At 57.9% G+C, this 13,380-nt stretch carries 10 protein-coding genes; 3 read left to right on the plus strand and 7 right to left on the minus strand.

Annotated features, from left to right (window positions below):
- Window positions 1–116 precede the first annotated feature (116 nt).
- Entirely contained in the window at window positions 117–563 is a 447-nt protein-coding gene (locus tag Poly21_RS20120; RefSeq protein ID WP_146408881.1) for a YbjN domain-containing protein, read from the plus strand.
- Window positions 564–771: 208 nt separating this feature from the next.
- On the opposite strand, the gene Poly21_RS20125 is transcribed toward Poly21_RS20120, so the two are convergent.
- Window positions 772–2,280 carry a hypothetical protein gene (locus Poly21_RS20125; RefSeq protein ID WP_302119838.1) on the minus strand — a complete coding sequence of 503 codons (1,509 nt, stop codon included), beginning with the start codon at window positions 2,278–2,280 and terminating at the stop codon, window positions 772–774.
- Between the two features lie 154 nt (window positions 2,281–2,434).
- On the opposite strand from Poly21_RS20125, the gene Poly21_RS20130 reads away from it, so the two are divergent.
- Entirely contained in the window at window positions 2,435–3,142 is a 708-nt protein-coding gene (locus Poly21_RS20130; RefSeq protein ID WP_146408882.1) for a PTS sugar transporter subunit IIA, read from the plus strand.
- The gene (locus Poly21_RS20135) at window positions 3,123–4,049 is read left to right on the plus strand and encodes a hypothetical protein (RefSeq protein WP_302119840.1); all 927 of its coding nucleotides are present in this window, start codon (window positions 3,123–3,125) and stop codon (window positions 4,047–4,049) included. Before Poly21_RS20130 ends, Poly21_RS20135 begins: the two co-directional genes overlap by 20 nt.
- Before the next feature lie 5 nt (window positions 4,050–4,054).
- Here Poly21_RS20135 and Poly21_RS20140 read toward each other — a convergent pair whose 3' ends face one another.
- The 6 genes from Poly21_RS20140 to rpiB form a co-directional block, all read right to left on the minus strand.
- Window positions 4,055–5,848, minus strand: coding sequence for a HEAT repeat domain-containing protein (locus Poly21_RS20140; protein WP_302119842.1), 1,794 nt, complete (start codon window positions 5,846–5,848; stop codon window positions 4,055–4,057).
- Window positions 5,845–7,500 (minus strand): ABC transporter permease, encoded by a 1,656-nt coding sequence (locus Poly21_RS20145; protein ID WP_146408884.1) that lies wholly within the window; start codon window positions 7,498–7,500, stop codon window positions 5,845–5,847. The genes Poly21_RS20140 and Poly21_RS20145 overlap by 4 nt, the downstream gene beginning before the upstream one ends.
- Window positions 7,497–8,552, minus strand: a complete 1,056-nt coding sequence (locus Poly21_RS20150; RefSeq protein ID WP_302119846.1) for an ABC transporter ATP-binding protein — start codon at window positions 8,550–8,552, stop codon at window positions 7,497–7,499. Before Poly21_RS20150 ends, Poly21_RS20145 begins: the two co-directional genes overlap by 4 nt.
- Before the next feature lie 73 nt (window positions 8,553–8,625).
- On the minus strand, window positions 8,626–11,160 hold the full coding sequence (locus Poly21_RS20155) for a hypothetical protein (RefSeq protein ID WP_146408885.1): 2,535 nt from the start codon (window positions 11,158–11,160) through the stop codon (window positions 8,626–8,628).
- 11 nt (window positions 11,161–11,171) lie between these two features.
- Window positions 11,172–12,506 carry a phosphomethylpyrimidine synthase ThiC gene (thiC, locus tag Poly21_RS20160; RefSeq protein ID WP_302120328.1) on the minus strand — a complete coding sequence of 445 codons (1,335 nt, stop codon included), beginning with the start codon at window positions 12,504–12,506 and terminating at the stop codon, window positions 11,172–11,174.
- A 190-nt stretch (window positions 12,507–12,696) separates the two neighbouring features.
- Window positions 12,697–13,161 (minus strand): ribose 5-phosphate isomerase B, encoded by a 465-nt coding sequence (gene rpiB / locus Poly21_RS20165; RefSeq protein WP_146408887.1) that lies wholly within the window; start codon window positions 13,159–13,161, stop codon window positions 12,697–12,699.
- Window positions 13,162–13,380 lie beyond the last annotated feature (219 nt).

The following is a 13,380-nucleotide window of genomic DNA, read 5'->3' on the forward strand; positions in this document are numbered from 1 at the left end:
CGAGTGTTTCATTTTCAATACATTCCAATGCGGAGCGAACCTCCACACGCCCTGCTTCGTCCTTGTTTTCTGTGCTGCCGAGATTTTTCTAGTCACTCACCCTCGGAGTTACCGACATGTCAGCTCAAGTCGATCAGCTCAGCGCGTACCTGGATCGAGGTACCATCGTCTATGACCAGGACGACGAGCGGGGCCTATTTCGAATGTTGTTCGAAGGCAAACACGGCGATCTGCGGGTGGCAATGATTATCGACGAATCGATGCTGCAGGTATTCACCCATCCCGCCAACAAGATTCCAGCGAGCCATCGGCAATTGATCACCGAGGCAATCACGCGGGCCAATTATGGTTTGAAACTCGGCAGTTTTGAGATGGATTTGGAAGACGGCGAATTGCGGTACCAAACCGCCTTACCGCTGGGTGAAGATTTTCCCGAGGATGACGTGATCGACCATGTCCTGTACGTCGGTGGCGCGATGATCGATCGCTACATGCCGGCTTTTCTGTCGATCATCTACGGCAACGAGGATGTGAAACTGGCCATTACGGCAGCGGAATTGTAGGCTGAATCAGGTGGCGAGCTAGAATTCGTTGGTGGGAGCGAACCATTGAAATCTGTCATTCGATGAGATCCGTCGAGGCAAACATGACAACATTACCAAACAATGGAATCATGCTAGGGCGAAGGTGGTGGTTCACCGAGTGTAGGATTGAGCGGTTTTATCGGGAGGGGCGCGGCGCGAAACACGATCTTGATTTTGTGCGCGATCCCTAATACCCGAACCCACCCCTGATTAGGAACGCAGTGGAGAGGGACTGATCATCGGCGGAGTACTCATACTTCAATTCGCGATTGAAGGCGCCGCCAAACTCAATAAATGCGGTTCGCTGACCCATTCGGATCAGGTCGCTGCGGCCCCACTCGAAGCCGAATGTGACATCAATTTCATTGATGTCGACTCGTTCTTCTGTTTTGGAAGCGTTAGCACGGGTGATGGTCCATGACCCGCCACCGAGATCGCCGGCCACGTACCACCATACATCCTGAGTGCCCAGTGTCCGCCAGTATTTTGCAAACTTCGGTTCGGGGAAAAAGATGTCGAAACGCGTGTACGGATTCGGCTGGCATAGCACACCACCAGCGGGGAGTAGTTTGATGGTTTCACGATCGAGATAGTAGACACCCGCTTTCAGCGTGGAGGAGGGTGTCAATCGAAACGCGAGCAGCCCCCGACCCAATATCCGGATACTATCGGAATAGAAAGTATCAAAATCGGTAAACGCACCGATGCGAACGCCGAATTCACCCCCGACGATCTGGTTGGGGTCCGTCTGCCAGCTGAAATCGAGGAAGCCACCGTAGGCACTGCCTGGTAGGTCGGCTTGGTGCGATGGCGTCGTGATCGGCCCGTCAAACAGGTACAGCGAGAATGACGGTGCGATCCGCAGTGGCTGGTTGCTGAATAGAAAATTGTTGCAGGTCAGTCCGAGCGACACATCCGTTTGGCTGACGCCGAGGTCGTTTTGGCTGTTACCCCCCGTGATGAACATCTGGCGGAATCTCGGTCCGCGAAGCAGATCATAGGCATTGATCCCGCTCGTGATGGGCAGCATGCTGTTGCCATAGGGCGAGCTAAGGCCTTGAGGAAACAGCGAGTTTGGTGAGCTCGATGGATATGCCGAGGGCGGAAATACGGGGGCGCCATAGCTAGCAGGAGGTGGGGTCGAATACGTCGAGCCGCCGTACGGCATACTGCTGGTGGGGGCAGTTCCATAGGGAGATGGGGTGCCAGCCCCGCCGTAAATCGGAGGTGCATTATAAGGAACCGCGCTCGAAGTCGTCCCACCGAATGGGACCGCGCCTGTGGACGGGTACCCGGCGCCCTGGTAAACGTTGCTACTGCCACGAAACATATCGCCAGAGAAGATGCCGCCGAGCAAGCTGCCATTGGGATAGGCCGGATTCGTCCCACCGGGGGCTCCCGGGTAAGCTGGCGTTCCAAACGCGGATGCTGAGTTTGGAGATGTCCCGTAGGGATCGTACTGGGGCGTGGCGGGGCCAAGACTGCCCGACGCGGGTGGTAGCGTCTGACCGCCAGCATAGCCGCCTGGCGGAGATGCATTGCCGGTGGGGGGATAGGTGCTGGGCGGGTAGGCACCTCCGGTGGGCGGTGGTGTAATGGGGCCCATATTTGTCTGCGGCGTTGACGAAAAACCGCTCTGCCCCGATGCGGGGGTTGGCACAACCATTGCACCGAGCATCATCGCAGCAGCCAACATGCGTTCGCGCCAGTGTGATGGTATTCGGTAGTTCGATGCGATGGGCAACCAAAACTCTCCCTGAGGGCTCGTCGACTTCGGACCGACATTGCAATAACTTGAGTCGATTTAGCTATTTTCACAGACTTCCGTCAAGAGAAATGTTCAGTTTGCTATGGAAGACCTCGATATCCCCCAACTCGCCGAGTATCTGCACGTCACTCCGGACCAAATCACAAAGATGGTCACCCGAGGAAATCTGCCGGGACGCAAGATCAGTGGACAGTGGCGATTCAACGAAGCGGAAATTCACCATTGGCTCGAAGAACGCATCGGTTTAAGTGATCCCGATGAACTCGACCGGGTTCGTCGGGTACTGCATCGCCGCGATGACGCGCCGCCGCAGAGTCTCAGCGATATGTGCTCGATTGACACGATTGCCAATCCACTGACAGCGCGAACTCGAGGCAGTGTGATCCGCGGAATGAGCAACTTGGCCGCCACGACCGGGATGCTGTGGGACGCTCCAGCGATGGCCGAGGCCGTTGCTGAACGCGAAAAGCTCCATCCAACTGCTCTTGATAATGGTGTCGCGTTGTTGCACCCACGTCGGCCTCAAACTTCCATACTCGCTGACTCGGTACTTGCTCTTGGCATCTGCCAAGCTGGGTTGCCGTTTTCAGATCGCGGGCAGTTGACCGACATTTTCTTCTTAATCTGCTCTTACGACGACTCCAGCCACCTTCGTATCTTGGCGAAACTCAGCCGTCTCGTGTCGGACGATGCGTTTTTGGAAGGGCTTCGCTCGAGCGATTCCCCTGGGGACGCGTGGTTGATTTTGAAAGAAGCCGAAGCGGCCGTCGATGAAAACCTCTCACTCTAAACGTCTTTTGCCACAGCGGGCTGTCTCTCAACGCGAAGCTGGTGTTGGTCCGCCACCGCTGTTTGCCTGTGATTCGCTGTTGTGGATCGGTGATGCTGAGCACCCCGCGGTCAGTGCGGCGTGGCATCTCTGCCAGAATCACTGTGACGCAATCTCCATCCGCCGGTCGATTTCGGACGCGCTCGCGGCGCCCCCGCGGCAGTCGATCACGCACCTAGTCGTCGCTCAAACGAATCGGCACGAACGCGACTGTTGGGCGATCGATGGCCCCGAGCTAGCCGCACTACGAAATCAATTTTCCAGCGTGAAAACATTGGTTCTCCGAGGTCCTTTGGTCGCTCCAACGGTCCGTTTGCCCGCTCAATCAAGCTCCACGCAGGGTCCGGCAACACCGGATTGGGTTGACTCGATCGCGTTGAGCGAAGCGGCGACCTATCTGAGGTACTGGCTGGCAAACTCTCACGTCGAGCTCAGCGGCGAGGCCGATCGTGGCACCTCGGACAGGCGGAGCGGGCTGGCAACAATGCCCGAATTTCGGATCGCTGATCTGCCGCCAATTGTAGTGGTGGCAGCTCGTTATCAGTACGCTGCAAGCCTGATTGATTCCATTTCGCTCCTGTTCAACGGCTGCGAAGGTCCTGAGCCCATGGTGCAGTGGCAACGCGATGTGACGCCGCGGTCGGGACGCGGATTTGCCACCGTGATGTGGGATGAGTCTGTGGCCACTCCCGAGACGGCAGAGCGTTGGCCGGATCGCTGCGGTCGGGCTCCGCAGGCACGTCATGTGTGGATGACCGGGATGGCCTCGCCCCAGCAGCGGCGACTGGCTCTTGAGCAAGGCGTCCATCAAGTTCTCGACAAACCAGGCAGGTTGGAATGCCTCGTGGCGAGTTTGCGGGCGGCTTGAAAAACCTACTGCGAAGAGTCGGGGATCGGTGAGAGGAACCATCCGCCCACTTCGCTGCGGTGAGCTGTGAACACCGGGACGGGTTCGCCAGTCATCCGTTCAATGGCCCAATCGCACGCGCGGGACGCGGCCGCTTCCGAGCCCGCGTTTTCTCGCAGGTTGGGCAGAGCCGATTCTGCGTTCATGCGGCCGATACTCACCGCGCACATCTGCCGAACCTCGGCCGTCTCGGGTTCGAGCGACTCGGTGTCGTTGAGCCGCTCAAGCATAATTGCGATTAAATCGTGTTGTGGATCATTCTCGTGGATCAGACCGAGGGCCCACGCGGCGGCTGCCCGCGAATGTTGCCCCAACGCGAAATTTTTCGGCAGATAGGAACGCATCAGAGGTGCGGCGGCATCGTACTCCTGATCACCCATGGCGATGAACAGATGCGCGACCTGGTCGGAAAGGCCGGGGATGGAGTCATTGAGGTCACCAGACTGGAATGCCTCGTGGACCGTTTCGGCACGATCTAGCATCGCGGGCAATAGGTCAGTGACCCGCAACTGCGTCAGCCCCCACGCCGTCGCAACTTTCACTTCACCACGCGGGTGGGCTAACAGTTCCACCATTCGCTGCCCAGCGGGCTCGTAGTCCATTCTTGCCAATACCACCGTTGCCTGTTCGCAACCTCGCCACGAGTCTTTCGCGAGAACGTCAGCAACTCGCTGGCAAACCTCCGCATGCAGGTCTGGCTGTTTGCCAAGCTTCACGAGCCCCGCGGCCACCTCGCGACGCAGCATCGGGTTTTCGTCATCCAACATCGCTGCCAGAATTCGGATTCGCTCGAATTTCTGCGTCGCTATCATGGAGCGCGCGCATGCCAAGCGAATACCCGGATCGCGACTGTTCACATAATCACTGAGATGTGCGTCGACTCGGTGCGGATCCATTCTCAGCAACTGCGTCAACGCCCCGGACTGGACGGCAACACTGGGGTGATCCAGTAGGTTCTCAAGTAATGGATACGCTTCGTCGCCGGTTTCTCCTTGGAGTAACTCGATTGCGAGGATTGCGGTCAACGTTTCGGTCATCGAGTTCTCGCTTTGAATCGCTGCCGCCAACTCGATCAGTTCTGGCGAACCCAATCTTGCCAGGGCACGGGCGGCAGCGAGTCGAATGCGCATCGAGGTCCGGCGTTGTTTGACGAGTTCCACCAATGGATCGTGGGCTTCGGTGGCGTCCAGTTCGCCGAGACCGTGGATCGCTCGAAGTAAGCTGGATGGGCTCGATATCGATGAACGTAGCCGCTCCAGCCAGACATCCTTCATGGCGTCGGACTGCCAGTTGGCCAAGGCGGGTTCGATCATTTGGGCGACCGTACCGCCATGGAGGATCGCGGTGTCTCCGAGGAGAGCCGCATCCGTTTTTGATTCCAGCACGATCAGGGCATGCGCAGCTGAACGGACCAGGTCCAGGTTCTGGTCGGGCACGGTCATCAGTTCTCGCAGCTTCGGACGCAAGCCGTCGGCGCCCGGCAGTCCACCTTGATGGGCGATGGACAGACTGTCGATCACCATCCGCTGAAGTTCCACGTCGGGGCGATTGAGCGCCTTGGTCCATAGTTCGAGCAGTCCATCGGAAAACACCTGATCGACTTGGATAGGCGGGAACGCAGGCCGCTGATACATGGCCATGTCATATTCAGCGAAAGGATCGATCGCGAGGACGCGTTGGGGAAGCACGACTGCCAGTGCGATAACGATCAAACTGAGGACGCGGGCAGGGAATTGCGTGATCAAGTTCATGTTTTTCATACTGCCCGGCTCAACCGCCATACCTGTAGTCCCAGAACGCCCAACATGAGGGCGGAAACGCTGCCTGCGACCCACCATGCCAGCGGCAGCAAATCATAATTTTCGAAACCGGGCGCCCCGATCACATTCAGCGCCGCCCCGACTGGGGTCGCGAGCAACACGGTTTGCACTGCATCGTGTCCGAACGGTGCATCGCGTCCCAGCCATACCAACATCGGAGTGAGGAAGACTGCGATGACGGCAACGTAGGCTGCCGTCGTCGACACCGCTGTGCTGCGAAATAGGCTGCCGATCGCCGCGCTGAGCGACAAGGCTTCAATCGCGGTCCAGACTAAGCAAACCAGTACCAGATTGACCTGCAGCCACATCACCGGTTGGATCAAGATCATCATCAAGTATCCCGGCAGCGTCGCCATCAGAACCAATCCTAACGTCCAGGCCACGCTCAGGATCTTTCCGCTAACGATGCGGAACGGAGAGAGCGGAGTCAATCGCAATAGCTCCCACCCGCTGCCCTCGCGTTCGCCACTGATCAATCCCGACGCCAGGCTCGGCGTGAGAACCACGACCAAGACGACCTGCAGCATCACCATCAATCCGCCGATCGTCTCGACGCCCCAAGAAGTTGCACTGGTAGCGGCGGCGAAAGTAACCAGGACGGAGGCAACCGCGCAGACTGAAATTAATCGCAGCAACCACTGCGATCGCCCAAACTTTCGGCAGCGGAACTCTTTCACCATCACGGGATTGAGGTACCAGGGAATCCCGCGTTTGCGACGTTGGGGGTCGATAAGATAAAACAATCGTCGAGCGGTGCGGGCGGCCCGTCCGCGTTCGTGGGTAATCACTCCCTTGGCACGCGATCGATCAAAAATTCGGTAATTGAATCGCGACAAGGTAATCGATGCGAAAATGCCGCTGCTCAGCAGGGTTACAACGATGAACTGACGGGTTGCCGATGTCGCCTTCAAACCTGCCGAACCCACGTCGCCCTGTCGCATGATTTCCATCACTGATGGGATCGGGGAGAGATTGCGAAGCCAACTTGCCAAGGTTGAAATCGCACCGTCTGCACCGGGGAAAAACGCCGCGGGCACGAGCGTCAAGAAACACATGCCCAGCACGATGGTGTAGGTGATGCGAACGCCCGCGTCGGCTGTTTGCACGTAGCTGCTGACTAACATTCCAAGGGTGGCATACTGAATTACGAGCAACATCAAGATCAGATACAGCAGTCCCAACTGGCCAGTGAGGCTGATCCCACCCATGGCAAAGCACGCCGCCGAAGCTGGCAAGCTGCACAGCAGTACGAGAACGCTGAACAGCAAGACGCCTGAAATCTTTCCGAAATAGATCGAAAATGCAGTCAGTGGCGAGTTCAGCAGCAGCGCCAGCGTGCCTTGGTTTTTTTCGTTGACGACCGAAGTGGCAGGAAATGCAGGGACGAGGAAGACCACACCGGCAAGTAGCCCGTAACCGAACACTCGAAAAACTTCTAGCGATTGAATTCCACTGAGGTCTACCGACGCATCGGCCGGCCAGCGAGTGAGCACGGAGATGGAAAACGCAAAGGTCAAGCACATCAACACGATCATCGCGCGCGGCGATCGCAAGATTCCGTATAACTCTCGTTGGATCAAAGGGTTGATCACGCGTCGACCTCCGCCGCGGATGCCGTGGTCACGACACCACTCGCCGGCGTGCCGGCGGCGACATGGTCACTCTCATCGCCGGCGTTTGCGACGGAGAGGAAGGCATCCTCAAGATCAGTCGCAACCTCCCTAAACTGGACGACAGTTTCGCCTTGACTGACCAGGTGGGACAGGAGCGGTGCAACTTCACGATCATTCAGGTGCGTTGAAAATCGGACCATCATCTCCGTCTTCGCACAGACCACGTCAGCGACATCGAAGAGGGCGTCGCCCGCGTGTTCCTGGAGCCAACGTCGAACAATCTCGCCCACTCGTTCCACTTGCTCATTTGATATCAGCATGATTTCAAATGTTCGTCGTTGCTGGACATCTCGCATGATGTCATCGAGGGTCCCGAACGCCCGCAGTTTACCTTTGGTGATCATCGCGACGACGTTACAGATCCGCGCCAATTCCGGCAGGATATGACTTGTCACGATGAGAGTCTTGCCCATATCGGACAGGCGTAACAACATCACCCGCATATCGATACGGGCTTGCGGATCGAGGCCGTTGGCGGGTTCGTCAAGAATCAATACTTGGGGGTCATGCATCAATGTTCGCGCGATCGCCACCCGCTGCTGCATGCCGCGGCTGAGCGCGTCGACATACAGGTCGTGCATGTACGTCGCGCCGGTGATATCGAGAACTTCATCAATTCGCTTTATCCGCGGACTACGACCGATGCCGTACGCAGCGCCAAAGAAGTCGAGGTATTCACTCACGCGCATGTTGGGATAGGCACCGAAGTCGTCCGGCATGTAGCCGACGAGTCGTTTGATCTTGCGAGATTCGGTCAAGCAGTTGGCACCCGCGATCGTAGCGGTGCCACTGGTTGGTTTTGACAGTCCCACCAAGATTCGAATCGTCGTGGTCTTTCCAGCGCCATTGGGGCCGATGAAGCCGAGAATCTCCCCCTTGCCGACACGCATCGTCAACGAATCGAGCGCCGTAAAGTTTTCGTAACGCTTGGTCAAAGCGTTTGTTTCCACAACCGTTTCTGAGCTGCTCACGGCGAATTGATTCCTGGGGGATAGTCAGTGAGTTTTCGGTTTGGATTCCGAGCCGATGACGGATGAGCTTGAGTTATTGCATCGTCGCATCAAAGGCAACGTGGACATAGTCGATCTTCCATGTGCTGCGACTTGGGTCGCTCGCGGCCGGTACGTCTGCGGCCTCTTCCTGCGAGCGGGCTCGTTCTTGCTCGCTCTCAGAGACATCGAGCGATAGTACGAGCCCACCTTGACCATTTAGCGTGAGCGCTTGAGGGTCGCGAATGTCAAATCGTATCAGTCCACTGGGGTCTTGTTCGCGATAGACGGGGTGGAACTCCCCGTCAACGAGACTCTGCACGGTGAGTGTCCGCGAGGGAGCACTGATCTTGATGGTGACACTCGCGTGGTCAACCGTGCAGTGCAACAGGTTGCGAGGTATTGAACACTGGATTTCTGTTTCACGCGGCTGACTCAACTCGAGCCACTGTCCGGTTTGAGCGTTGAAGATCGCGGTCATTCCTCGCGTGCCGGCATAGGGTTGGATACGAACGAACGTCGCGGGCACGTGAAATCGGGTACCGCTCGTCGGCGGTGTTATATCAATGGGAACCGAGGCCAAAGCCGAACCACGGCGATCGAGGTCCTGATCAAAATGGGCCCCGGAATCGACCGGATCTGTCCACACCAACAGGATCGGGTCACTTCCAAATGGCGGTTTGTCGCTGTCGAGTAGTTTGCGGATCAGTTCCTGCCGCTCACGCTGCATATCGGAGACGATGGCTGACCGGATAAATTGGCCTGGCGATAGGACGCCATCGCGGTTGCTCGTCAACGTGTTCCGTTCGCCGGGGTCGAACTCCACGGCGAGCGAGGGCGCCGGGGCAGCGATCACGACAGCGTCTTCGCTTCGGTCTGCAGGCAGACCCACGACGCGACCTTGAAAACCTTTCTCGGTAAAGGTCGCTTGGACGAGCCAGGGAGGCGATAGCTCGATGGCGGAGTGTGTCTGCAGGTGTTGTAGGACGCCGGGGGGCTGGTTGACGAACAGCCATTGCGAACGACCGCTATCATCCCACTGCAACCGCCTGATCTCGCCACTGGCACCTGGATCGCGCAGTAGCGTTGTGCTGTCGGGAGAGGATGAAATGTTGAGCGGACGCTCAGTTTGGCTGTACACCGCTGCTACCGATTGCAGGTTAACCACCGGATTGTTGGGAAGATTGCGAATGATCTGACTGATCGCGACCGTTGAGGGTACCGAGCTGGTTTGCTGCCTGCCAATAACGATGAATGCACCCCCTGCAATCAAGGAGGCAACTGGAACTACGATCGCTAAATACTGCAAACTCTGGCGTCTTGCCAACCAGAGTCCAGCCAAGATCATGACCAGCAGGTGCAGCCCGAGCAGTATGGCGATCAGGTAACGCTGAGGAATCGAATAGCCGATTTCATCGTCGACGAATGCAGTCAATTCGGCGAGCGGTTGCGGAGCAACCTCCCGACCGACAAAGAATTGACTGGCGAACTTAACGTAGGTTTGCAGTGGCATGTTTTCTCGCACCCAGCCTCGGGCGCCCACCGTTGTCACGAACACGCTGCCACGGCCGACTCGTTTGCGGAATGCCGCTGGCCAACCATCGATCGTGCAGAGGACGGAGTCAGGCTCTGCGATCACGCGCAAGAAGTCGACCGGCCGCTCGGAACTCCACTCCTCGAGTATTCGGTCAGCTCCTCCAATCGATGGATCGACCATGGCGTACTCGATGCGATTCAATGCCACCTGATCCACGACGCTATAGCACATCGCGTCGCCCAACAGCATGCGCGCTGCCTCGGGACTGACCCGATCTGCCATCAACCAGAGCTGGCCGCCGGCTTGGAGCCAGCTCTGCAATCGCGACAGGGACAGTGTGTCGTTGAGGATTCGATCGGAGGCGATGACGATTTGGTCGACCGCGTCGAGGCCGACGGGCGAGGCGGGTAGAAAGTGGTCTGGGATGTGAATCAGCCCTTCGCCACTACTCGACCGCATCTCAACATCGCGTCCTGCGTTAACGGCGTCGGCAATGTCTTGGTTCTGCTCCTCAGAAATCGCGTCACCCGCAGTCGTCAGATCGAGCACGATGGCAGCCCGGGAACGCTCTTTAGATACCAGCAACGTGCGTGGAGTGCTCGGCATTCCGACGGCATCCTTCTGGAACTGTTCGGCACCATCGGCGGCGTGATGAATCTGCATCGACGAATAATCAATAAGATTTTGGTCGAACGGAATCGTCGTTGGAATTTCAATGGGGAGCTGCGCCACACGCCGAGCGCGCGCCGGCAGCCACATCCGCCGCGCGTACTGCACGTTGGATTCGGGATCGACGATCACCGCCATCGTCTCCTCCCGATCTTGTTCGGTTGGATTGGAGCCTCCGACCGAGAGCATCGCCCACCGGCCCGGCACCTGACGACGCAGTCCACCGGACGAGACACCGAGGTTGATGACGGCGTCCCCTTGAGAATGAGATTCCGCATCCACTGTCCCGTCAGCAGATGCCTCGATGGCTTGCACGGTCGCGGAGGTAGCAATGCATAGGACCGCCAAGCCGCAGGCGACTTGGAGCTTTACGAACAGGGACATGGCTCGATCACTTATTTAATTTCGACGAGCTGTTTATCCTTGGCCATCTGTCGAATGTCTTCGGTAATCTTCATCGAGCAGTACTTCGGGCCACACATGCTGCAGAAGTGAGCGCTCTTGAAGGTGTCCTGTGGGAGCGTCTCGTCGTGGTAGCGCTGAGCGGTTTCGGGATCGAGTGACAACCGGAATTGTTCTTTCCAATCGAATGCGAAGCGGGCTCGCGAGAGCGCATCGTCGCGGTCTTGGGCACCCACTCGCCCGCGTGCCACGTCAGCTGCGTGAGCGGAGATTTTATAAGCGATCACACCCTGTTTGACGTCTTCCTCATTGGGCAGGCCGAGGTGTTCTTTGGGAGTGACGTAGCACAGCATGGCGGCGCCGTGCATGCCAGCATTGGCAGCACCGATGCAGCTGGTGATGTGGTCGTAACCGGGCGCGATGTCGGTGACGAGTGGTCCGAGGACGTAGAACGGGGCACCGTCGCAGACTTCAATCTGGCGCTCGACATTCATTTGGATCTGGTCAAGCGGAATGTGGCCGGGGCCTTCGACCATGACCTGGGTCCCTTTTTCCCAACCGCGACGTGTGCAATCGCCGAGCACGTCGAGTTCGGCGAACTGGGCCGCATCGGAGGCGTCGGCAATGCTGCCAGGTCGCAGGCCGTCGCCGAGTGACCACGTCACGTCGTACTCGCGCATGATGTCACAGAGATCGTCAAACGCTTCCAACAGAGGATTCTGTTTGTTGTGTGCCATCATCCATTTGGCGATCAGCGACCCACCACGGCTCACGATCCCGGTGACACGGTTGACCGTCAGATGCAGGTGCTCGAGTTTGACACCGCAGTGGATCGTCATGTAGTCGACGCCCTGTTTGGCCTGATGCTCCACCATGTCGAGGAAGTGCTGCGCGGTCATGTCCTCGATGTTGCCACCGAGTTCTTCGAGCATTTGATAAATCGGTACGGTCCCGATTGGCACCGGGCTCTTCTCGATGATCTGGCGACGGATGTTGTCAATGTCTTTGCCCGTCGACAGATCCATTACCGTGTCGGCACCGAAGTGAACCGCGGTGTGTAGTTTCTCGAGCTCTTCGCCAGCGTTACTCGTAACGGCGCTGTTGCCGATATTGGCGTTGATCTTGCACTTTGCCGCGATCCCGATCGCCATCGGTTGGAGGGCACCGGCGGCGTGAACCTTGTTCGCTGGAATGACCATCCGTCCCGCCGCAACTTCATCGCGGATTAATTCCGGAGCAAGTGATTCACGCTCAGCAACGAATTCCATTTCAGGAGTGATTTCGCCCGCACGGGCGGCCAGAATTTGCGTCATGGTGTTCGAACTCAGTTTCGAGGGGCGAAGGGAGCGACTTTGTGGATTGGGCTGTCGATCGAGAGAGAGCCTGGACGCAACCGGGAGCGGTCAGGCGTCGGTGCACGATGGCCGACAGCAGGTGGTTCACCAAGGCGTTCAAAGTCGTTTAGATCAACAGCCAGTTATACGGCAGCACGTCGGCAGCGAGTAGTCCCGCAGCAGGTCAGTCGGCTTCGAGGGCCAGAATTTTCTGCAGTCGTCGTGCATGTCGTTCGGCAGGGGTGTAGCGGGCAGCTAGGAACGATTGGATGATCTCGAATGCCAATTCGCTGCCGATAATGCGTCCGCCGATGCACAAGACGTTCATGTCGTCGTGCTCGACACCCTGGTGAGCGGAATAGGTGTCGTGGCAGATCGCGGCGCGGATGCCAGTGATTTTGTTCGCCGCGACACTGACCCCGACCCCGCTGCCGCAGATTAAAAGTCCGCGATCGGCTTGGCCGCTGATGATCCGTTCAGCCACTTCAACGGCGAAATCGGGGTAATCGCAGGGTTCGACATCGTGTGTGCCACAGTCAATGAGATCGCTGACCTGTCCGCCAAAATGTTTGATAACCTGCTCTTTGAGTGGGAAACCGGCGTGGTCGCCCCCGATGGCTAGACGTATGGGAGACTCGGAAGCAGACATGGCTTGCGGGGGCAGAAGTGAGCAGGCGTGTGGAAAACGGCGTTTGGCCGACCTCGCAGAGGATATCCGTTGGAGGCCCAATTCGGCTAGGGTAGCATGTCCAACAGTAGCGACGGTCGCGGCGATCGCTTGGCAAATCGCTAACGTATGGCGCTGCCTTCGGTGGGTGGGACGTGGCCTGCAGCTGGAGGGTAGGCCGCTCTCAAACACGCACCGTTA

The sequence above is a fragment of the Allorhodopirellula heiligendammensis genome, assembly GCF_007860105.1.
GTDB lineage: Bacteria > Planctomycetota > Planctomycetia > Pirellulales > Pirellulaceae > Rhodopirellula > Rhodopirellula heiligendammensis.